The following is a 20,790-nucleotide window of genomic DNA, read 5'->3' as shown; positions in this document are numbered from 1 at the left end:
CTGTACCGGCGCAGCGCTAGACCAGCAGCTCCGCGATCTGGATGGTGTTCAGAGCGGCACCCTTGCGCAGGTTATCGCCGGCGACGACCAGCACCAGGCCGCGGTTTCCATCGACGGTCTGATCCTGGCGGATGCGGCCGACCAGGCTTTCGTCGATTCCCGTGGCGGCCAGTGGGGTGGGCACGTCCACGACCTTCACGCCCGGGGTCTCGGCCAGCAGCTTGCGGGCGGTGTCCGGGGTGATTTCGCGGTCGAATTCCGCGTGGATGGTCATGGTGTGACCGGTGAAGACAGGCACGCGCACGCAGGTGCCGGCCACGCGCAGCTCGGGGATGCCCAGGATCTTGCGGGATTCGTTGCGCAGCTTCTGCTCTTCGTCGGTCTCCTCGGAGCCGTCGTCCACCAGGTTGCCGGCCAGCGGCAGGGCGTTGAAGGCGATGGGTTCCACGTAGGGGCCCAGGTCTTCGGCCTTGAGAGCCGAGCCGTCGTGCACCAGCTTGCGCAGGCCTTCTTCGTCGATGGCGCCCTCAGTGGCGACCAGGTTGTCCAGCACCTGGCGCACCAGCGCGTCCACGCCGGCCAGTCCAGAGCCGGAAACTGCCTGGTAGGAGCTGACGTGCATCTGCTTCAGGCCCGCCGCCTTGTGCAGCGCGCCCACGACCGGCATGGCGGCCATGGTGGTGCAGTTCGGGTTGGCGATAATGCCCTTGGGTGGATTCTTGACGTCCTGCGGGTTCACCTCGGAAACGACCAGCGGGACTTCCGGATCCTTGCGGAAAGCCGAGGAGTTGTCCACGACGATCGCGCCGGCTTCTGCGAAGCGCGGGGAGTGCTCGCGGGAGGTGCTGCCGCCTGCGGAGAACAGGGCGATGTCGATGCCGCGCAGGTCCTCCGTGGCGGTGGCTGCGACGTCTTCGATGACGATCTGCTCGCCGCGGAACTCCAGCTCCTTACCCGCGGAGCGGGAGGACGCGAAGAATCGTACCTTGTCCGCCGGGAAGTTCCGCTCGACGAGGATGTCGCGCATGACGCGACCGACTTGGCCGGTGGCTCCGACAACAGCGATGGTGGTCATTCGGGGATCTACCTCTTCTATCTGGTTAAGCTGCTGTTTTAGCGTCCCGTCCCAGCGTACACGGTGGCTTCCTTGTCGCCGCCCAGCTGGAAGCGTTCGTGGATGGCGCGCACAGCCTTGTCCACGTCGGTATCGCGGATCAGCACGGAGATGCGGATCTCGGAGGTGCTGATCAGCTCGATGTTCACGCCCGCGTCGCGCAGAGCCTCGCAGAAGTCGGCGGTCACGCCGGGGTGGGACTTCATGCCGGCGCCGACCAGGGAGACCTTGCCCACGTGGTCGTCGAAAATGACTTCCTGCCAGTCGTTCTGTTCCTTAATCCCCTTCAGCAGCTGCATCGCGCGGGTGGCGTCCGTGCGCGGGCAGGTGAAGGTGATATCCGTGCGGTTGTTGTCGATCTTGCTGATGTTCTGCACGACCATGTCGATGTTGATCTCGGCATCAGCGATGGCGCGGAATACCTTCGCTGCCTCCCCGGGGGAGTCCGGGATGCCGAGAACGGCGATCTTGGCCTCGGAGCGGTCGTGTGCCACGCCGGTGAGTACTGCTTCTTCCATGGGAATATCCTCCATTGATCCAGAGACGAGGGTGCCGATGTCGGTGCTATACGAGGAGCGGACGCGCAGGGGCACGTCGAATGCGCGGGCGTATTCCACGCTGCGCAGCATCAGCACTTTCGCGCCGACGGCTGCCATCTCCAGCATTTCTTCGAAAGAGATCGTGTCGAGCTTCTGGGCATCCGGCACGATGCGCGGGTCCGCGGTGTACACGCCGTCGACGTCGGAGTAGATCTCGCACACGTCGGCGTTGAGCGCCGCAGCCAGGGCGACTGCGGTGGCATCCGAGCCGCCGCGGCCGAGGGTGGTCACGTCGCGCGTTTCGCGGTTGACGCCCTGGAAGCCAGCGACGAGGCAGATCTTGCCTTCGTCCAGGGCTTCCCGCACGCGGCCGGGGGTGACGTCCACGATGCGCGCATTGCCGTGCCGCTCGGTGGTCAACACGCCTGCCTGCGAGCCGGTGAAGGATTGTGCCTCGGCGCCGAAGGAGGCGATGGCCATGGCGACCAGCGCGTTGGAGATTCGCTCGCCGGCGGTCAGCAGCATGTCCATCTCGCGTGCCGGCGGCACGGGGTTGACCTGTTCGGCCAACTCCAGCAGGTCATCGGTGGTGTCGCCCATTGCGGAGCAGACGACGACCACGTCGTTACCCTGCTTTTTGGTTTCCACGATTCGCTCGGCTACGCGCCGGATCCTCTCCGCGCTTTCCAGCGAGGAGCCGCCGTATTTCTGAACGATGAGCGCCACTGGTTGTTGCCACCTTCCGGGTCTAGTCTTAGTCAGACTTTAGACTACTTGGTCTGCCGAGGTGGGGGTAGGGTTTGGAGAACTCTTTTTGCTTTCTGACGCCAACACCCCTGCGCGCCACATGCGTCACATACGTAACACGCGCGTCGCGGACTAATGTCCGGCCCAGCCTCCGGCGTCCGATAAGGTACCCAGGGTACGAAGCACACAAAATGACGCATCAACGTAAGCGGTCAGCGCGCCCACCCGGCGCAACACAGTGCGACCAGCCAAGAAGAAGACAAAGAGGTGAGGGGGCACGATGCTCGAGAACAACGCGCTCGCAGTTGTTTTCGCGCTGGGCTCCGCGCTCACCATCGCCTGGGGGACGGTGGTACGCCACCGCATCGCCATCGCCTCCGGCGAGAACCGCAGCGGCGCCATCTGGGATGCCATCAAGCAGCCCATGTGGTGGGTCGGCGTGGCCAGCGCCCTGTTCGGATACCTCCTGCAGATCGTGGCATTGGCGTTCGGAACGCTGCTGGTGGTGCAGCCGATTCTCGTACTCTCCTTGATGTTCACACTGCCGCTGTCGGCGAAATACGACGGGCGGCGAATATCGGCGTCCGAAACAGCATGGGCGGGACTTCTGACGGTGGCAGTGGCCATCCTCGTTGTGCGCGGCAAACCTGCCGCCGGCCACCGCGAACCAGACCTGGCCGTGTGGCTGGTCTGCCTGAGTATCGGCGCAGTGATCCTGCTGGCGTTCTTCGTGTATGCACTGGAGCAGGCGGCGGCGCTGCGCGCGCTGGTGCTGGGATCGATCACCGGCGCGATCATGGGATATGTCGCCGTACTTTCGAAGGCCGTGGTGGATATTTTCCGCGATTCCGGGATGCCCGCGCTACTAGCCTCCTGGGAGCTGTGGACGTTGATCGCCTTCGCGGCCATCGGCACGGCCGTGCAGCAGGCCTCGTTTAACGCCGGCCCGCTGAAGAACTCCCTGCCGGCAATGACGGTGGTGGAGCCGCTGGTGGCGTTCGTGCTGGGCTACATCGTGCTGGGCGAGAAGTTTCAGATCGAAGGCTGGGAGTACGCCTACATGGCGGCTGCCATTGCGGTCATGACGGTCTCGACGGTGATTCTGAGCCGTAAGTCGATTGACGAGGATGAAGGCGCCGCGGAGGGCGCCGGTTCAGCCGCGGGCACAGACACTCCCACCGACTCGACCTCGAAGACGGGCGCCAACACGAACTCAGGAACGGACGCTGGAACTACAGAGGCCGAGACGGCGGCGTCATAAAGAAAAACAACAACGAAAAACCACAACAAGCACCCCACATTGAGGGACAAATTTCCCACAGTGTGGGATTTGGGGTGGTTTTTGGCGTTTCTGGGCAGTTTTGGGAGCTCTCCCTGTGACGCACCTAATACTCGGGCTATAGTAGTGACTATGACTACGCCAGCGCGCAACCTGCTTCTGCGACGCGGCGGGGCTCAAAGGTTCTAAGAGATTTGAGTTTACAGCTCAACGACCGACCGGCACCCCGTCGCGGAATTTGGCGTTGCCGGTCGGGAATAACAACCAAGAACAAACAATTCTTCTCAGGAGCCCCACCCATGTCTAACGACACTTTCATCTCCGCACCCGCCCGCATCAACACCCCGAACGGTGAGATCCCCGAAGGCCAGCCCGCCTGGAACAAGCAGCGCAACTCCACCATGCCGCACGCGCGCTACCAGCCGTTCTTCGAAGAGGTAGAGGAAATCACCCTGCCGGACCGCACCTGGCCGGACAAGGTCATCGACCGCGCACCGCAGTGGTGCGCCGTGGACCTGCGCGACGGCAACCAGGCGCTGATCGACCCGATGAGCCCCGAGCGCAAGCGTCGCATGTTCGAACTGCTGGTGGACATGGGCTACAAGGAGATCGAGGTCGGCTTCCCGTCTGCCTCCCAGACCGACTTCAACTTCGTCCGCGAGATCATCGAGAAGAACATGATCCCCGACGACGTCACCATCCAGGTGCTGGTTCAGGCGCGCGAGCACCTGATCCGCCGCACTTTCGAAGCCTGTGAGGGCGCGAAGAATGTCATCGTCCACTTCTACAACTCCACCTCGAAGCTGCAGCGCAAGGTTGTGTTCCGCAAGGACAAGGAGGCCATCAAGAAGCTGGCCACCGACGCAGCCGAGCTGATCAAGACCATCGCCAAGGACTACCCGGACACGAACTGGCGCTGGGAGTACTCCCCCGAGTCCTACACCGGCACCGAGGTCGCCTACGCCAAGGAAGTCTGCGACGCAGTCGTCGAGGTTATGGATCCGACACCGGAGAACCCGATCATCCTGAACCTGCCCTCCACCGTCGAGATGATCACCCCGAACGTGTACGCAGACTCCATCGAGTGGATGCACCGCAACCTGAACCGCCGCGACTCCATCATCCTGTCGCTGCACCCGCACAACGACCGCGGCACCGGCGTGGCCGCCGCCGAGCTGGGCTACATGGCCGGCGCCGACCGCATCGAAGGCTGCCTGTTCGGCAACGGCGAGCGCACCGGCAACGTCTGCCTGGTCACCCTGGGACTGAACATGCTGACCCAGGGCGTGGACCCGCAGATCGACTTCTCCGACATCGACCAGGTGCGCCGTACCGTTGAGTACTGCAACCAGCTGCGCGTGCCGGAGCGCCACCCCTACGGCGGCGACCTGGTGTTCACCGCATTCTCCGGCTCCCACCAGGATGCGATCAACAAGGGCCTGGACGCCATCGCGGAGAAGATCGACCCGGACGCCACCGCCGAGGAAGTCACCCAGGAGGCGATGGTCGAGAAGACCTGGGAGGTCCCCTACCTGCCGATCGACCCGAAGGACGTCGGCCGTTCCTACGAGGCCGTGATCCGCGTGAACTCCCAGTCCGGCAAGGGCGGCGTGGCCTACATCATGAAGACCGACCACAACCTGCAGCTGCCGCGCCCGATGCAGGTGGAGTTCTCCTCCGTCGTGCAGGCCGTCACCGATGCCGAGGGCGGCGAGGTGAACCCGAAGGCCATGTGGGACATCTTCTCCGGCGAGTACCTGGACCGCGTCGCCCCGATCGAAACCATCTCCCTGACCGTCGATGGCGGCCAGAACGAAGGCGAAGAGGCCAAGGTCACCGGCCAGATCGAGTTCAACGGCGAGGGCAAGACGGTACAGGGCCGCGGCAACGGTCCGATCAATGCGTACTGCAACGCGCTGGAAGAGCTGGGCTACGACGTGGAGGTGCAGGAGTACAGCCAGCACGCCCGCACCTCGGGCGACGATGCCGAAGCCGCCGCGTACGTCCTGGCCGAAATCAACGGGGCGAAGTACTGGGGCGTGGGCATCGCCAGCTCCATTACCTACGCTTCGCTGAAGGCCATCACCTCCGCGGTGAACCGTTCGCAGGATGCCGCCGCTGGGGTTTCCCAGGGGGTCTAGGGGGCTGGCCTTAGCCACCCCGTCGCTCGCCCGGCAGGCTGTCCGCCTCTCGCCCGCAGCCTGCGGGCTGCCAGCGAGGCACGGTTCCCCGCTGGGTAGTATGTAGTCCATGAACGAGAACGATCACTCGGCCGCCCCCGGCCCCGAGCACACCGGCGCGCGCCGCCCAAGGCGCCCGCGCCGCAGGGTAACTCGCCCTGCAGGTTCTCTCGCTGTTTCTTTTTCGGACGGTACTTCTTCGGACGCTAGTACTTCGGACGCCCCCTCCCCCGCCCACAACCATTCCCCCACAGGCGCCGAAGGGCGCTCTGAGCCGGGGGCAGAAGTGTACTCCGCTCCGGTTGAAAACCCCGAGTTCCGAGCTGCCGCGGATTCCAGCGGGAGCGTCAGCGGGAGTTCCCGCGAGGACAACGACCAGTCGAGCCCCCGCGAGGAGCTCGAGTCCGCTCTGCACGACCTCCCCTCCAAGGAGGAGGCCCCCTTTGCGGCCGTGAGCATTTCCACCTCCGGCATTCACCCGAAAACCTCCCGGCTGGTGGCACTTTCCGTAGTCTTTTTCGGCCCTGGCGCGGAAGTCCCCGACGACGCTGCAAACCCCGACGAACTGCCGACCATCAACATCGGCCAGGAAGTCAGCGCGCTGACCCGCCACCTCAACCCCGGCGAAGACGCCGGCCCCTGGCACCTCCACGGCTACCAGGTCAACGAGCTCTCCCAGGCGCTGGGCTTCAACTCCAGCGCGCAGCTGATCCACCAGGCCTTGGACGGGCGCACGCTCATCATGCATGAGTCCGACTTCGTGTGGGGCTTCATCACCCACGAGTTCAAACTGTCGCAGCGCTCAGCGAACCGCGGCCGTCGCAGCCGCGGCCGCGGTCGCGGTGGTCGGCGCCAGCCAACGCCCGCACCGGTTTCCATCATCGACACACTCGCCACCGCCCGACGCCAGGCCATCGACTCCACCGACCCTCGCCTGCGCGCCATCGTCGCCAGCTACAACCGCGCCGCCGAAGCTGCCGCCGACCCCACCACCGAGCCTGCTACCAGCGCAAACACTCCCGCAAACGCCGGCCGATCCGCCGTGCTAGCCCCTGCGACGGCGCTGCCGGAGGTGGGCGCGGCGGCGTCACTAAGTAAAAAAGACATCGACCCCGACGAGCTGCTCGAGGCGAACGCGCGCCTCACCGCCGCCCTCGCGCTCGCGCAGCAGCGCAACGGCGAGCTGACGGTGCTGGACCCTGAGAACCTCGCGGCCGATCAATTTGGGCTGCGCCGTAGTGGCCTTCGTATTGACGCCGCTAACTCTCCCCGCCCATACGTAAACCCCGGGGCGTGGAAGAGCGGTGAGCCACTGGTCGAGGGGATGGAGTTTGTGGTCAGCCCGGATGTGGCGATCGACCCGGACGTGCTGATCGGCCAGGGTGTCGCCGCGGGGCTGGCGTATAGCGAGAAGCTGAATCGTCGCAGCTCGCTGGTGGTGTGCAACGAAAACTACGAGCTGCGGGGCAAGGCGATGCACGCCGACCGAAAGAACATTCCCCTGATCCGGGACGAGGACTTCCTGGCTCTGCTGGATAACGTGCAGCCCGGCGAGAGGGAGGCCGTTCCGGCGAAGCCTGGTGCGGACGCCCGCCCGCGGACCAGCGGGCTGGCCGGGCCGCGTGGCGGGTCTGGCGGCTCGGGCGGCAGGTCCAACTCCGGTGGCTCCAACTCCAACGGGCCCGGCGGTTCCGGTTCCGGCGCCAACAAATCCAATCACTCCGGTAACTCCGGCGACTCAAGCAACTCCCAAGGCCACGACCAGGGCAAAAGCCGAGGAAGCCACAGCTCAGGAGGCCAGAAGGGGAAGATCCCCGGGCCTAGCAACAAACGAAATCGTCGCAGGCGTCGGCGCCGCAAGGGCTCCGGCGGGTCCGGCGGGTCCGGCGGATCGGATAGCTCCCGCGGCAAGAATGGCTCCGGTGGATCCGGTGGCAAGAATAACGGTGGCGGCAACCGTGGCGGCAAGAGCAATTCCCACTAGCCCCATTGAGATCACTAGCCCCACCAATACCACGCCGGAACCTCCCAGCTGGCTTGCAAAGTTACGGATGTCCCAAATCTTCCACTTTCAGCAGCTAGCAAGTGTGAAGCAAAAATATGCACCCACTCTGACCTGCGCAAATAGAAAGCTATAAAAACAGAGTGGAAGATTTGGGACATTGATCCCTTTTAGTGTCGGAAATGTTGCAAACTCGCGGCAAACCTACGACGTCCGTCAGGCTGATTTGCACCCACCCGAGCCCGCGGGCGCCAATAAAAACGCTCAAACGGGCTCGGAGACTGTCCGCTCTCAATCGTCAAGCAACTCGGCAACGAGCGACTGCACGCGGGCGTCGATATCATCACGGATCAGCCGCATGCGCTCCATGCCCTCTACCCCACGCGCGGAAGGCTCGTCAGTAACCCACCGCTGAAGATTGCCTCGCGCTTCATCTGGAAGCTCGAGCTGCGCATCCTTTCCGAGAATGATCACGCGATCAACATCCCGCAGCAAAGTTGAATCAACATCCTTCGGGTGGCCGCCGGCCATATCAGCGCCGACTTCACTTATAGCTTCCACCGACTCAGCGTTTAGCTTTTCGGCTGGTTTGGTGCCAGCGGAATATATCTCAATCATCTCACCAGCATGCTTTTCGGCTAGAGCAGCAGCCATCTGCGACTTCCCGCCGTTACCTACACAAACAAAGAGAACTTTAGGTTTCGTGCTCATTTTGATTCGCTCCCTCATTAACCGAATCGTTTGGGGCTACCCGACCGAGTAGGCAGCGTCGGATCCCCGGCGAAAAGTTTTGGCCCTATCCAGAGCATGACGTAAACCAGTCCAACGAGCACCGGAATCTCAATAAGCGGGCCAATAGTTCCGGCCAATGCCTGCGCAGAAGTCGCTCCAAAAGCCCCGATTGACACAGCGATAGCAAGCTCAAAGTTATTTCCCGCAGCAGTAAAAGAAACCGATGCAGACTGAGCGTAGTTCAATCCCGTTGCCTTTGAAACGACCAAGCTAATCGCAAACATGCCAGCGAAGTATGCAACCAGCGGAACAGCCGTACGTGCCACCGCCCAAGGGTGCTCGGAGATCTGCTCCCCTTGCAGTGAAAACAAGAGCACGATCGTGTACAACAGCCCCACCAATGCAAGTGGAGAAATTGCCGGCAAAAACCTAGTTTCGTACCACTCCCGCCCCTTAATCTTTTCACCAAACACCCGAGAGGCGAGACCAGCTGCCAGTGGGATACCCAGGAATACTAAGACAGAAATCACGATCGACCAGAACGAGAAGTCTGCCGAGGTTGTAGGCAACCCCAACCAACCGGGAAGTACTTGCAGATAGAACCACCCCAACACGCCAAACATAAGCACCTGGAATACTGAATTAACTGCCACCAGTACCGCAGTTAATTCTTTATCGCCGCAAGAGAGGTCCGACCAGACCAGAACCATTGCAATGCACCGAGCTAGGCCAACGACAATCAAACCGGTGCGCAGTTCAGGCTCATCAGGCAAACACAGCCACGCCAAGGCAAACATGAATGCCGGCCCCACAATCCAGTTCAAGACAATGGAAACCGCCATCAAGCGTCTATCAGAAGCGATCCGGCGAGTCTTGTCATACTGAACCTTTGCCAGGGGCGGGTACATCATTACCAATAAGCCGAGTGCGATAGGAAGCGAAATGCTTCCGACTTCCAGATCCCTAAGCTTTGCTCCAACCCCCGGAGCCACACGGTTCACCAACAGCCCTGCAACCATTGCGAGGATAATCCAAACGGGCAAGAACCGATCCAAAAATGACATACCGGAGCGCGAAGGAGCTGTCATGTAACCTTCTCTAAGTATTGACTAGTATCAATATTAAACTAAGTGTCGTATTGATGCCTGTCAATATACGATTGTTGACATGGCCAATCCAGAGATTTTCCCGCTTTCTGACCCCTCAACATGCTGTTCACTAAGTAGCGGGCCATTGTCGGACCTCGAGGCCACCCGGTATGCCGCTTTATTCAAAGTCCTGGCCGACCAGGCCCGCCTGCAAATACTCTCTCACTTGGCAGCCAAGGGCTGCGAGCCTATCAGTGTAAACCGGCTGGCAGATATTACTGGGCTTAGCCAGCCCACGGTCTCACACCACCTAAAGCGGCTTACCGATGCAGGTCTGCTCCGCAAAGCCCGAACAGGTCGCACTGTCACACACCTAGTAAAGCCCGAACTCTTCGCTGAACTTCGCGCTGTTCTCCAAATGGACTAACGCTCGCCATCTCCGGCGCGCCAGCCTCCTAATTCCAGCACGCCCCTGCGAGTACACTTAGTCCCCATGGATAACTCTGATCGAACCGGCGCACAGCCTGCGGGCACGCAGCACTCCGGGCAGCAGGGCACGCAGCACTCCGGGCCGCAGCCCGCCGGCACACGCCGCTCCACACTGCAGCGGTTCCGCAGCTCCGTTGCGATTCGCATGGCGCAGCTGGCTACGTGGGCGTCAAGAAAGGCAGGGCGAGGGGCCGGCGGCATGATCGGCGGCCTGGTCGGCGGAGCAATCGACCCGCAGCTAATGGCAAGCCTCGGCGCCGGCAAGGATGGCAAGAAGCGTCCAACGGTGCTGGTCACAGGCACAAACGGCAAGTCCACTACCACCCGTATGCTGGCCGGCGCCGTCCGCACAGCCGCGACCGTCTGCACTAACGAGGGCGGCGACAACATGGACGCGGGCGTGATCAGCGCGCTGCTTGCCGGCCGCGACGCTGACACAGTCGTGCTGGAAGTCGATGAGCTGCACGTCCCCAAAATCGCCGAGAAACTCGACGCGGACGTGCTGGTACTGCTGAACCTCTCGCGCGACCAACTAGACCGCGTGGGTGAGATCAACAAGATCGAGCGCACCCTCCGCGCGTGCATAGAGGCCCGCCCCGACATGCAGGTCATCGCGAACTGCGACGATGTTTCCGTAACCTCCGCCGCCTGGGACTCCCCGAATGTCCAGTGGGTCAGCGCCGGCTTCGGCTGGGCGGGCGATTCCACCAGCTGCCCGCGCACGGAAGGCGCGATCATCCACCGCACTGGCGAAGACGGCGTGGTGGACTGGTACGCCGCAAAAAAGCTCCCCGATGGCCGGGAATTCCGCAGGCCAACCCCCGATTGGCGCATCACGGACGATGGTCTGATCGACCGCGAGGGCAACCTGCACCCGATGAACCTGACCCTCCCGGGCAACGCGAACCGCGGCAACGCAACCCAGGCCGTGGCCGCCGCCGTGGCTTTGAGCGAGCTCCTCCCCCGCCGCATCTCCACCGAGCAGGCCATCGCCGCCGCGGAGAAGGTGGATAACGTCGCAGGCCGCTACTCCGTGGTGCACTTCGGTAACCACGAGGTGCGCCTGATGCTGGCGAAGAACCCTGCCGGCTGGCAGGAAGCCCTGTCGATGGTGGACCGCACCGCCGATAGCCTCGTGATCAGCGTGAATGGGCAGGTCGCCGACGGCCAGGACCTCTCGTGGCTGTGGGACGTGCGCTTCGAAAACTTCGAGGGCGTACACGTCGTGGCCGCCGGCGAACGTGGCACGGATCTGGCGGTCCGCTTGGGCTACGCAGCGGTCGAGCACAATCTGATCAAGGACACGGTCGAGGCGATCCGTTCGTGCCCGCCGGGCCGCGTGGAGGTTCTGGCGAACTACACGGCGTTCCGTGACTTGAAGCGGGTGCTGGACAAGGAAGGGGAAGCGTAAATGAGCACTGAGCTGAACATCGGCCTGATCCTACCGGACGTTCTGGGCACGTATGGCGACGATGGCAACGCCCTAGTGCTGCGCCAGCGCGCCCGCATGCGTGGCCTGTCGGCGGAGATCCACCCGATCCACCTGGGCGAGCCCGTCCCGGAGTCCCTGGACGTTTACACCGTCGGCGGCGGCGAGGATACCGCGCAGGTTCTGGCTGCGGAACACCTGATCAACGACGGCGGCATTGCCCGCGCGGTCGCCGCTGGCCGCCCGGTTCTGGCTATATGCGCAGGTCTGCAGGTGTTTGGCCGGTCCTTCACCAGCCATGGTCGCACGGTTGAGGGGTTGGGTCTTATTGACGCCACCACGTCCCAACTCGCCGAGCGCATGATCGGCGAGATTGCCTCCACCCCGGCAGCCTCCGCCGTGACCGGCGGGGCAGGCCTGACCGAACCGCTGACGGGATTCGCTAACCACATGGGTGCGACGATCCTGGGCGCGGATGCAGAGCCGCTGGGGCGCCTGACCCGCGGCACGGGCAACACCGATAACCACGGCGCAGAGGCCGCTGGGCTTTCCGGCGAGGATGCCCACCGGCAGACGCGCGCCGAAGGCGCCGTGCAGGGCTCCGTGGTGGCGACGTACATGCACGGCCCCGTCCTGGCCAGGAATCCGCAGTTAGCGGACTGGTTGTTGGCCCGCGCGATGGGGGTTGCGCTCACCGAGCTGCCCGAGTTCCAGGGTGAGCTGGCGAAGCAGTTGGAGCGCGAGGTGGCGTCGCTAAGAAAGGAGCGCCTCTAAGCGCCGAGCTTGGCCACGCTAAGGATCATCGGCAGCTGAAGGGGGACGCGCGCGAAGGCGATGGCGCGCGCGGGCTGCGGTTTGGCACGCCAGTCCCAGGCCATCTTGATGTTGCCGGGGAGCACACCGACTAGGAAGAGTGCGGCGGCGGGAGCGATTGTACTGCGCAGCGCGCCGCGCCATTCGGGCTTCAGGCTGCACGCCACGATGCTGGTGGCCAGGGCGATTTCCATGGCTCCTGAGCCGAGCGTCCAGGCTCGCGGGGTGCCGGGGAGTTCCTCCGGAACGATTCTGTCGAAGCCCTCCGGCTTAACAAAGTGCAGCACGCCTGCGGTGCCGAAGACGGTTCCCCATACGGCGGAGCGAATGCCGGCCGCACGGGAAAGGCGGTGCGGACGGAGGGCGTTGCGCAAAGGGTTTTTACTCATGGGCGCCACTGTAGTCCCGCCACCGTAGTCCCGTCGTTATAATCCCGTCGTACTACAGGGGCTACAGAAACTACAGCGCGGTGCGCCCCGCAAACGCGCGGGATAGCGTGAGCTCGTCGACGAACTCCAGGTCCCCGCCCATCGGAATGCCCGAGGCCAGGCGTGTGACCGTCAACCCGGGGAAGTCGCGCAGCAGGCGGCCGAGGTAGGAGGCCGTCGCCTCGCCCTCCGTGTTCGGATCGGTGGCGATGATGACCTCGGTGATGTCGGGGGCTTCGTCGTACTCAACGTCCGCGCTCTCAACGTCGCCCGTTCCCGCGCCGCTGGATTCGCCACCGGCGGGTGTGTCGGCGTCGCCAAGAGAAGCCCCGCCGCCCTTCGCACCGAGCGCTACGTCCGGCAGCGCCCCGCCGATGCGCTGTACCAGGGGCGTGACGTTCAGTTCCTTCGGCCCGATCCCGTTGAGTGGGTCGAGTGCCCCGCCGAGCACGTGGTAGCGCCCGCGGTATTCCGCGGTGCGTTCGATCACCTGAATGTCTTTGGACTCCTCAACGACGCAGATGATGCTTTTGTCGCGGTTGGAGTCCGCGCAGATCCGGCACACATCTTCTTGGGAGATGTTGTGGCAGATTCGGCAGAACGTCACGCCGCGCTGCAGGCGGCCGAGCGCGTTTTGGAAGCGCTCGATGTCCTCCGGCTCTTCGTTCAGCAGGTGCAGCGCGATGCGTTGCGCGCTTTTCGGCCCGATGCCGGGCAGCCGGGAGAATTCGTCGATGACGTCCTGTAGTGGTCCTTCGAACAACTAGGTCTCTCTTTGGAGTTCTTAGAAGGCTTAGAAGCCCAGGCCGCTCATGCCCTGGGACAGCGGGCCCATCTTCTCCTCGGCGAGGGTCTGCAGCTTCTGGTTGGCGTCCTTAAACGCGCCGAGCAGCAGGTCCTTCAGGGTGTCGATGTCCTCGGGGTCGACGATCTTCGGGTCGATCTCCATGTCGGTGACCTCGCCGGAGCCTGCGACGGAGATGGTGACCAGGCCGTTGCCTGCCTCGCCCTTGACGGTGGAGGCGGCGATTTCGCGCTGTGCTTCCTGCAGCTGTGCCTGCATCTGCTGGGCCTGCTGCATCAGCTGGTTCATGTCTGGCTGGCTCATTTTGTTTACCTTTCGTCGAGGTTTCTCGTGCTTGGTTTTGTTCTTCCACAACTGTACCGGTCGGCCCGGACAGGCGTGTTAGGCACCTTCGCGTGTGCGGGTGGTTGTGTTCACGCTTAGCGAATTCTCTCCGCGCCGAGGCTCTTTTCGATCAGTTCACCTGCGATTTCCAGCGGCGTGCGGTGGTCGCGCTCGCCAGGTGCGGCCTCGAGGTCGGCGAGTAGCTCGTCGCGTTCTCTTTGTTCTGTTCTTTGTGACGCCCCCTCGGCCCCAGCAGCACCCGCCCCCGCGTGGGGCTGGCGGTTCGCGGCTCGGGACGGGGGTTCTTGCGTCCGCGCGGGCGACCCAGACGGGGCAGGTGATGCGGAGGGTCCCGACGGCGAAGAGGATCCAGAGGAGCCGGACGGGCCGGAGGAGTCAGACGGATCAGAGGGGTCCGAGGGTTCGGGCGGCAGCGGCGCGTCGGCGGCTGGGTCAGCTGCCGCGGGGTTCGCGAGGGGATCTGCGGCGTTGGCCGCCGCCCCGCCACCCCAGTTGTCGACAGGGCTGTCTCCGTAGGCATCGACTGGCGGCTCGTCGGGTAGCGGGACGCCGTTGAAGCCGTTTTCCATGTTGTATTTCTTGCGGGCCTTGGCTCGTTCGGCGCGGGCGCGCCAGCCTGAGTTCGGGTCTTCCTGCGCGGCGGCTTCACTCGAATTGGCTGCAGTTCCAGCCCCCGCGCCGGCCGCTCCCCGGCTGCCAGCAGTGGCGCCCGCTGCACCGGCCGCTCCAGCGGTGCCCGCCGCTGCGCCTGCGTTGCGGTGGGAGTGCGAGGTCTTGCGCATCGCTTCTTCCATCGCGCGGGCGCGCTCCAGGGCACTGGAGGCTGCACTGCGGGAGGCCGCTGCGTCCATCGGGGTTTCCGCTGGCACAGGGTTCACCGGTGTGGAGGCTGGAGTTTGTCCCTCACCGGCGGAGGGCTGTGCCGCCGCCGGTTCAGCTTTTCCCGGCTCATCGCCTCCTGCAGGCTCGGCAGCTCCAGTAGCTCCGCCGCTTCCGGCGGCTCCGGCGCCGACAACTTCGTCGCCGACATAGACGACGATGCGGGCGGGACTTCCCGTGACACTCTGGATAGCCTGCGAATACACCTCCGCGTTCTTCGCCCCGTTGACTAGGCGCGCCAGTGAGCCGGTGTGGTGGTCCACGTGAACCTCGCCCGCAGTGGGCTGGGACGCGCGCGGTGTAGCGCCTCGGAGGGCGATCCAAGCGCTGAGGTCCAGGTCGTGGATGGCATCCATGATCCGCGCCCAGGAACCCGAATCGATCGCAGCGGGTGTTTCCGCTGAAGTCTCCGCCGGTTCAGAATCTGTCGGCGCCGGTGATGCCTCCGCATTTGCTGCGTTCTGAGTCGGGGACTCGGCTTCCGCTGCGCTGGCCTGGCGGTGGCGCTGCATGATGTCGCGCGCCCGGCGCGCCTCGGCGATGGCCGGAGACTCCTGCGCGGTTTGCTGCGCCGACTCCTGCTCCGTCTCAGCCGGTGTCTCCGGCACTGCCTCCTTTGCAGTCTCCTGCGGTTCCTTCGGCGCCAGGGAGGCTTCCGCCGCTACCGGTTCGGAGGACTCGGCGGGCTGAGCCGGGGGCTGCTCCGCTGCGTCCTGCGCAGCCTTCCTGCGCCGGGCGAACATCTCCGCCCGGCTGCCGCGCACGCCCGTGCCAGTGCCTGTCCCAGCACCCGAACCCGCTCCAGCACCCGCGCCCGCACTCGAGCCGGCACCGCTACCGCCAGTCCCGCCATGCCCCTTCTCCAGGGCCTCCACGCGCTGCGCCAGCGCCTCCACCGTCATGCCGGCGGCGGGCAGCGCCATGCGTGCGCACAGAATCTCCAGCAACAGTCGCGGAGCCGTGGCGCCGCGCATTTGCGCCAGCCCCTCATTCACCAGGGATGCGCAGCGGGTCAGTGTCGCCTGCCCCATCTTCTCCGCCTGCTCGCGCAGCACATCACGCGACTCCGCAGGCGCGTTCACCAGCCCACGGTCAAAGGCATCCGGCACGGCCTGCACCACCAGCAGGTCGCGGAAGCGGTCCAGCAGATCCTCGCTGAAACGGCGCGGGTCGTACCCCGCATCAATCACATCGTCGACCACTGCGAACAGTGCGGCGGAATCGTGCTCTGCCAGCGCATCCACGGCACGGTCGATCAGGGTGGAATCCGTCACACCCAGCAGAGCCAGTGCGCGGTTGTACGTCACGCCCTCCGGGCCAGCACCGGCCAGCAGCTGGTCCATGATCGACAGCGAATCACGCGGCGAACCGCCACCCGCGCGGATGACCAGCGGATACACCGCATCCTCCACCGGCACCCCCTCGCCGGACACCACCGATTCCAGCAGCCCGCGCATATCCGGCGGCGCCAGCAGGCGGAACGGGTAGTTGTGGGTTCGGGAGCGGATCGTCTGCAGCAGCTTTTCCGGCTCCGTCGTGGCGAAGATGAAGATCAGGTGCTCCGGCGGCTCCTCCACGATCTTCAGCAGGGCGTTGAAACCCGCCGTGGAGATCATGTGCGCCTCGTCGATAATGAACACCCGGTAGCGCGATTCCGCAGGCGCGTAGAAGGCGCGTTCGCGCAGTTCGCGCATGTCGTCCACGCCGTTGTGCGTGGCGGCGTCCAGCTCCGTCACATCCAGGTTCCCCGGCCCGCCGGGCGCTAGCGACACGCAGGATTCGCACTTTCCGCAGGGCGTGGACGTCGGCCCTTCCACACAGTTCAGCGAGCGGGCCAGGATGCGCGCCGACGACGTCTTGCCGCAACCGCGTGGCCCGGAAAACAGGTATGCGTGGTTGATCCGCCCGCTATCCAGCGCCACCGACAACGGCTCGGTCACGTGAGATTGCCCCACGACCTCGGCAAACGTCGCCGGACGATATTTCCTATAAAGTGCCACGAACCTACCCTACATTCCACCTAAGACGACCCGTTGCGGTCGCCTAGCGCCATATGTCGTTGATATTGACGCCCTCACGCACCAACCGCTCCTGCACCGCGGCCACACCGGCCGTCTGCGCGAGCTCAAGCTCCTCGTCCGTCAGCATCACCAGCTGCGCGACGATGGTCAGCCGGCCCGGGTGGGTGAACTCCACGTCGGTCTCGCCTTCCTTCGAGTGGCGGCCCGCGCCCTCGGAAGTGACCTCGTGGACGTGGGGCACGCCCTCGTCCCACACGTAGGGAACCACCAGCAGGCCGTTGCGGGCGGTGATCTTCCGCTCGGAGTCAGCATCCATCTGCTGCACAACATCCGGCAGCATTGTGCCGGGCTGCGGCGGCCAGTGGCCGGGATCCTGGGAGATCATCGTCGCGGCGTGGGCCAACAGGTCGGCGGCGGTATCGTCATGTCCGGTGACGACGGTTAGCAGCTCCACGCGCAGGTCAGAACCGTCCTCGGTCTCCAGGCCGGATTCCATGCGCCCGGCGTCGATGGTCATTGCGACCGTCTCGGCCAGCACGGGCTCGTCGTCGCCCTCCTGGGGTGTGCCGTTCTGGGACGAGGGGGCGTCACCAAGAAACACCTCGGCGACAGCGAACTCGGGGAAGGAATCGGCGACCTTGCGGCGTGCGACGGTCGGCTCGCCGGGGAGTAGCCCCTGGACCCAGACCAGTGTTTCGTCGGTGTTGATGGTGACCTCCTGCTTGCTATTTGAAGGTGCTGGTTAGCGCTGGCCCGCGTCGTGCTCGACCATCTCGATCGCGGCGTAGAGAACGCAGGTGGCGAAGCCGTCCATGGCGACCTCCAGCTGCTCGATCGTCGGCATGGAAGGAGCCAGGCGCAGGTTGCGGTCGTTCGGATCCTGCTTCAGCGGGTAGGTCGAGCCCGCAGCGGTCAGAGCCACGCCGGCCTTCTTCGCCAGCTCCACCACGCGACCAGCGGTGCCGTCCAGCAGGTTCACGGAGATGAAGTAACCGCCCTCCGGAACGGTCCACTCGGCAACGTTGAGGTCGCCCAGGCGGCGCTGCAGGATCTCCACCACGCGGGTGAACTTCGGCCCCAGGGAGCCCGCGTGCTTGCGCATGAGGTCGCGCACGCCCTCGGCATCCTTCAGGTACTGCAGGTGAGCCAGCTGGTTGACCTTGTTCGGTCCAATACCACGCACGTTGGCGATCTTCTTGTACCACTCCAGGTTCTCCGTGGAAGAGGCGAAGAAGGCCAGGCCAGCGCCCGCGAAAGTGATCTTGGAGGTAGAGGACATGGCCCAGAAGCGGTTCGGGTTGCCCGCCTTTTCGGCGACGTCCAGGATGTTGATGATCTCCGGGAACTCGTCGGTCAGGGTGTGGACGGCGTAGGCGTTATCCCACACGATGCGGAAGTCCGGCGCGTCGGTTTCCATGGCAGCCAGGGCCTCGGCGGTCTGCTGCGAGAAGGTTACGCCCGTCGGGTTGGCGAACATCGGCACGGCCCACATGCCCTTCACGGCCGGGTCCTTCGCCAGCTCGCGCACCTGATCCATGTCCGGACCTTCGTCCGTCATGTCGACGGTCAGCATCTCGAAGCCGAACAGCTCGGTGATGGAGTGGTGGCGGTCGTAGCCTGGCACGGGGCAGATCCACTTCAGCTTCTCCTCCGCCGACCAGGGGCGCTCGGAGTCGTTGGTGCCGAAGGCGTAGGCCCAGCTGATCAGGTCGAACATGATGTTCAGACTGGAAGCGTCCCCGGCGATGACGTTATCCACCGGCAGGCCTAGGACGTCCGCCCACAGCTGGCGGATCTCCGTCAGGCCGACCCCACCGCCGTAGTTGCGCACGTCCACTCCGGAGGGCGAGGTGAAGTTCTCTCCCGGAAGACTCAACAGATCCACCGAGAAATCCAGCTGCTCGGCCGAAGGCTTACCGCGCGTGAGGTCCAGGTTGAGCCCCTTGGAGTGCAGCTCTTCGTAGGCCTGGCGGACGTCCTCCTTCATGCTGAGGAGGAGCTCTGCGTTTACGTTTTCGATCTTCATGTAGATTCTCTCCCGCTTGTGGCGTGCTGGGGTTTACCCTCGGTGTGGCTTACCTTTGCCAGTCTAACGGACGTGCCGGACACCGCCCCCGCCAGAGCGCACCCGCGCAGCTTGCCGCACACTGACGGGTTATGGTGCATAGAGTTTGCATAGAGTAACCGTGCGTCAGATCTCGCCGGATGTAGTTGAAATAGTTGGAAAGGATCCACTATGACAAAAACCGAACCCAACCGAGTCCGGGTCCCCGTCGAACGCGCCATCCGCGAGTGCCGCCTTTACGTCGAGGGCAAGCAAACCCCCGGCCAGGCGAACTATGCCACCGCACTGAAGGAGATCGAGGATCTAGCTACCCCCAGCAGGGGCAGCTTTGTGCTGGTCTCCTTGGAGGAGCCTTCGGAAGAGCAGATGATGAAGGTGGCGAAGTGCTACGACGTCGACGAACTCATCGTCGAGGATGCCGTGACCGCCCACCAGCGCGCCAAGCTGGAGCGCTACGAAAACCAGCTGTTCACGGTCGTCCGCTCCGTGCAGTACGCGGGCAATAAGGATCTGATCGACCGGCGCGACCTCATCCAAACCGGTGAGGTGCAGATGGTCATCAGCCAGAAGTTCATCATCGTGATTGCCCACGATACGGAACTACCCGACCCGGAAGTCCGCCTGCACCAGGCACCCGAGCTGCGCAGTGCAGGTCCGATGGCCATCGCGTGGGCCATCACGGACTACCTGGTCGACGAGTACACCCGCATCTCCGAGGCGCTGGAAGACCGCGTGGACAGCCTGGAGGAGGAGGTCTTCACCCTCCGCGCCGAGACGAACATCGAGAATATCTATACCCTGAAGCGCGAGATCCTGGAGATGCGCCATGCCATTGGCCCGCTGCTCCCCGCGCTGCGCGCGCTGATCGATAACCACAGGGATCTAACGACGAAGCACGTCAGGGCTTTCTTCCGCGATGTCTTGGACCACGCCATGCTGGCCAAGGACAAGATCGACTCTTTCGACGAGCGCCTGAGTTCCCTTATCCAAGCCAGCTCGGCGATCATTTCGCTGCGTCAGAACCAGGACATGCGCACGATTTCATCCATCATCGGTATGGCCGCGCCGCCGACGATGATCGCGGGTGTGTACGGCATGAACTTCGACAACATGCCGGAGCTGCACTGGGAATACGGCTACTACTACAGCCTGCTGCTGAACCTAGCGGTGATTCTGCTGATGTGGTGGTGGTTTAAGCGCAAGAACTGGCTGTAGCGCGGGCATAAAAAAGGGGACCCCGCGCACCCGTCAGAGCTCGTTGACCCTTGCTGCATTCCTGCCCTGGGGGAGTTCACAAGATACACGCCGCGCGGAATCCGTTGCCCATACTAGCCCACGCGCGCTCGTTGTTCCAAAGGCTCGTTCTTTCTTATTTATCGACGCCCACTTTCCAACCCCTAGCACCGGATTTGGAATCTAAAGGCAGCGTTGTGTACCCTTTCATGAGTACGTCGAAGCCACGGCTTTTCCGTGTGTTTTGCCGTTCGACATGGAGGATTCGACTAGCGGCCTATGTCACACGCCTGGAACGCGTGCGGGAGTCACATCCCTCGTGGGTTCAAATCCCACATCCTCCGCCATGTCATGAGTCGCGACATAGTTGACACTTCAGTCGCGACATCATGGACAAACTGGCGTCTCGGTTTTTCTTTTTCCGAGGCGCCGTTTTCACTTTTAGGTCAGGGGTGGCTGGCCTTTCTTCCAATAAGGTTTTTGGTAATTGCGAGACGTGTCGATGTAGGGTTAAGGGTCAAAAGGGGATGCGGACGGAATCTTGGAGGATTCCATCATGAACCGCTCATACACCAAGGAGCAGCGACGCATAGCTCTGCAGG

General features: G+C 63.8%; 17 protein-coding genes, 1 tRNA gene and 1 other RNA gene. 8 read left to right on the top strand and 11 right to left on the bottom strand.

What is annotated here, in order from left to right; translation table 11 throughout:
- Positions 1 to 16: 16 nt before the first annotated feature.
- Both JQ46_RS00520 and JQ46_RS00515 read right to left on the bottom strand, forming a co-directional pair.
- Positions 17 to 1,075, bottom strand: a complete 1,059-nt coding sequence (locus JQ46_RS00520; protein ID WP_034984500.1) for an aspartate-semialdehyde dehydrogenase — start codon at positions 1,073 to 1,075, stop codon at positions 17 to 19.
- A gap of 38 nt (positions 1,076 to 1,113) precedes the next feature.
- Positions 1,114 to 2,379, bottom strand: coding sequence for an aspartate kinase (locus JQ46_RS00515; RefSeq protein WP_034984499.1), 1,266 nt, complete (start codon positions 2,377 to 2,379; stop codon positions 1,114 to 1,116).
- 301 nt (positions 2,380 to 2,680) lie between these two features.
- On the opposite strand from JQ46_RS00515, the gene JQ46_RS00510 reads away from it, so the two are divergent.
- From JQ46_RS00510 to JQ46_RS00500, 3 genes are all read left to right on the top strand, one after another.
- On the top strand, positions 2,681 to 3,661 hold the full coding sequence (locus JQ46_RS00510; protein WP_237744655.1) for a DMT family transporter: 981 nt from the start codon (positions 2,681 to 2,683) through the stop codon (positions 3,659 to 3,661).
- A 317-nt stretch (positions 3,662 to 3,978) separates the two neighbouring features.
- Positions 3,979 to 5,820 (top strand): 2-isopropylmalate synthase, encoded by a 1,842-nt coding sequence (gene leuA / locus JQ46_RS00505; protein ID WP_034984497.1) that lies wholly within the window; start codon positions 3,979 to 3,981, stop codon positions 5,818 to 5,820.
- Between the two features lie 109 nt (positions 5,821 to 5,929).
- Positions 5,930 to 7,843, top strand: a complete 1,914-nt coding sequence (locus JQ46_RS00500; RefSeq protein ID WP_155271068.1) for a DNA polymerase III subunit epsilon — start codon at positions 5,930 to 5,932, stop codon at positions 7,841 to 7,843.
- A 309-nt stretch (positions 7,844 to 8,152) separates the two neighbouring features.
- On the opposite strand, the gene JQ46_RS00495 is transcribed toward JQ46_RS00500, so the two are convergent.
- A complete protein-coding gene (locus JQ46_RS00495) occupies positions 8,153 to 8,572 on the bottom strand; it encodes a low molecular weight phosphatase family protein (protein ID WP_034984582.1) in 420 nt (139 codons plus the stop codon).
- A 17-nt stretch (positions 8,573 to 8,589) separates the two neighbouring features.
- The gene (gene arsB / locus JQ46_RS00490) at positions 8,590 to 9,681 is read right to left on the bottom strand and encodes an ACR3 family arsenite efflux transporter (RefSeq protein ID WP_034984496.1); all 1,092 of its coding nucleotides are present in this window, start codon (positions 9,679 to 9,681) and stop codon (positions 8,590 to 8,592) included.
- 79 nt (positions 9,682 to 9,760) lie between these two features.
- Between arsB and JQ46_RS00485 the strand changes: the two genes are divergently transcribed.
- From JQ46_RS00485 to JQ46_RS00475, 3 genes are all read left to right on the top strand, one after another.
- The gene (locus JQ46_RS00485) at positions 9,761 to 10,108 is read left to right on the top strand and encodes an ArsR/SmtB family transcription factor (protein WP_034984493.1); all 348 of its coding nucleotides are present in this window, start codon (positions 9,761 to 9,763) and stop codon (positions 10,106 to 10,108) included.
- 66 nt (positions 10,109 to 10,174) lie between these two features.
- A complete protein-coding gene (locus tag JQ46_RS00480) occupies positions 10,175 to 11,581 on the top strand; it encodes a MurT ligase domain-containing protein (RefSeq protein ID WP_034984490.1) in 1,407 nt (468 codons plus the stop codon).
- Positions 11,582 to 12,373 (top strand): type 1 glutamine amidotransferase, encoded by a 792-nt coding sequence (locus tag JQ46_RS00475; RefSeq protein ID WP_034984489.1) that lies wholly within the window; start codon positions 11,582 to 11,584, stop codon positions 12,371 to 12,373.
- Here the strand turns inward: JQ46_RS00475 and JQ46_RS00470 are convergent.
- The 6 genes from JQ46_RS00470 to JQ46_RS00445 form a co-directional block, all read right to left on the bottom strand.
- Positions 12,370 to 12,801 carry a DoxX family protein gene (locus tag JQ46_RS00470; protein WP_051876176.1) on the bottom strand — a complete coding sequence of 144 codons (432 nt, stop codon included), beginning with the start codon at positions 12,799 to 12,801 and terminating at the stop codon, positions 12,370 to 12,372. The two genes, JQ46_RS00475 and JQ46_RS00470, sit on opposite strands and share 4 nt — an antisense overlap.
- A 70-nt stretch (positions 12,802 to 12,871) precedes the next feature.
- Entirely contained in the window at positions 12,872 to 13,603 is a 732-nt protein-coding gene (gene recR, locus JQ46_RS00465) for a recombination mediator RecR (protein ID WP_034984486.1), read from the bottom strand.
- A gap of 30 nt (positions 13,604 to 13,633) precedes the next feature.
- Positions 13,634 to 13,948, bottom strand: a complete 315-nt coding sequence (locus tag JQ46_RS00460) for a YbaB/EbfC family nucleoid-associated protein (RefSeq protein ID WP_005292353.1) — start codon at positions 13,946 to 13,948, stop codon at positions 13,634 to 13,636.
- A 116-nt stretch (positions 13,949 to 14,064) separates the two neighbouring features.
- On the bottom strand, positions 14,065 to 16,869 hold the full coding sequence (locus JQ46_RS00455; RefSeq protein ID WP_034984483.1) for a DNA polymerase III subunit gamma and tau: 2,805 nt from the start codon (positions 16,867 to 16,869) through the stop codon (positions 14,065 to 14,067).
- A 43-nt stretch (positions 16,870 to 16,912) separates the two neighbouring features.
- Positions 16,913 to 17,491, bottom strand: a complete 579-nt coding sequence (locus tag JQ46_RS00450; RefSeq protein ID WP_034984482.1) for a suppressor of fused domain protein — start codon at positions 17,489 to 17,491, stop codon at positions 16,913 to 16,915.
- A 141-nt stretch (positions 17,492 to 17,632) separates the two neighbouring features.
- The gene (locus JQ46_RS00445; RefSeq protein WP_034984481.1) at positions 17,633 to 18,916 is read right to left on the bottom strand and encodes an aminotransferase class I/II-fold pyridoxal phosphate-dependent enzyme; all 1,284 of its coding nucleotides are present in this window, start codon (positions 18,914 to 18,916) and stop codon (positions 17,633 to 17,635) included.
- A gap of 210 nt (positions 18,917 to 19,126) precedes the next feature.
- Here JQ46_RS00445 and JQ46_RS00440 point away from each other — a divergent pair, with 210 nt between their 5' ends.
- Entirely contained in the window at positions 19,127 to 20,170 is a 1,044-nt protein-coding gene (locus JQ46_RS00440) for a magnesium and cobalt transport protein CorA (RefSeq protein WP_034984480.1), read from the top strand.
- 11 nt (positions 20,171 to 20,181) lie between these two features.
- Here the strand turns inward: JQ46_RS00440 and ffs are convergent.
- Positions 20,182 to 20,276: signal recognition particle sRNA small type (gene ffs, locus JQ46_RS10860), an RNA gene on the bottom strand.
- 170 nt (positions 20,277 to 20,446) lie between these two features.
- Between ffs and JQ46_RS00435 the strand changes: the two genes are divergently transcribed.
- Positions 20,447 to 20,535 (top strand) — tRNA-Ser (locus tag JQ46_RS00435).
- Positions 20,536 to 20,790: the final 255 nt, after the last annotated feature.

The sequence above is a fragment of the Corynebacterium jeikeium genome (assembly GCF_000738175.1).
Lineage (GTDB): Bacteria > Actinomycetota > Actinomycetes > Mycobacteriales > Mycobacteriaceae > Corynebacterium > Corynebacterium jeikeium_C.
This window is presented reverse-complemented; position numbering and strand designations above follow the sequence as displayed.

Excerpts from the sequence above, each read along its gene's own strand:
- JQ46_RS00520 (WP_034984500.1), bottom strand. The coding sequence starts at position 1,075 with ATGACCACCATCGCTGTTGTCGGAGCCACCGGCCAAGTCGGTCGCGTC.
- JQ46_RS00510 (WP_237744655.1), top strand. The coding sequence starts at position 2,681 with ATGCTCGAGAACAACGCGCTCGCAGTTGTTTTCGCGCTGGGCTCCGCG.
- leuA (WP_034984497.1), top strand. The coding sequence starts at position 3,979 with ATGTCTAACGACACTTTCATCTCCGCACCCGCCCGCATCAACACCCCG.
- JQ46_RS00500 (WP_155271068.1), top strand. The coding sequence starts at position 5,930 with ATGAACGAGAACGATCACTCGGCCGCCCCCGGCCCCGAGCACACCGGC.
- JQ46_RS00495 (WP_034984582.1), bottom strand. The coding sequence starts at position 8,572 with ATGAGCACGAAACCTAAAGTTCTCTTTGTTTGTGTAGGTAACGGCGGG.
- arsB (WP_034984496.1), bottom strand. The coding sequence starts at position 9,681 with ATGACAGCTCCTTCGCGCTCCGGTATGTCATTTTTGGATCGGTTCTTG.
- JQ46_RS00485 (WP_034984493.1), top strand. The coding sequence starts at position 9,761 with ATGGCCAATCCAGAGATTTTCCCGCTTTCTGACCCCTCAACATGCTGT.
- JQ46_RS00480 (WP_034984490.1), top strand. The coding sequence starts at position 10,175 with ATGGATAACTCTGATCGAACCGGCGCACAGCCTGCGGGCACGCAGCAC.
- JQ46_RS00475 (WP_034984489.1), top strand. The coding sequence starts at position 11,582 with ATGAGCACTGAGCTGAACATCGGCCTGATCCTACCGGACGTTCTGGGC.
- JQ46_RS00470 (WP_051876176.1), bottom strand. The coding sequence starts at position 12,801 with ATGAGTAAAAACCCTTTGCGCAACGCCCTCCGTCCGCACCGCCTTTCC.
- JQ46_RS00460 (WP_005292353.1), bottom strand. The coding sequence starts at position 13,948 with ATGAGCCAGCCAGACATGAACCAGCTGATGCAGCAGGCCCAGCAGATG.
- JQ46_RS00445 (WP_034984481.1), bottom strand. The coding sequence starts at position 18,916 with ATGAAGATCGAAAACGTAAACGCAGAGCTCCTCCTCAGCATGAAGGAG.
- JQ46_RS00440 (WP_034984480.1), top strand. The coding sequence starts at position 19,127 with ATGACAAAAACCGAACCCAACCGAGTCCGGGTCCCCGTCGAACGCGCC.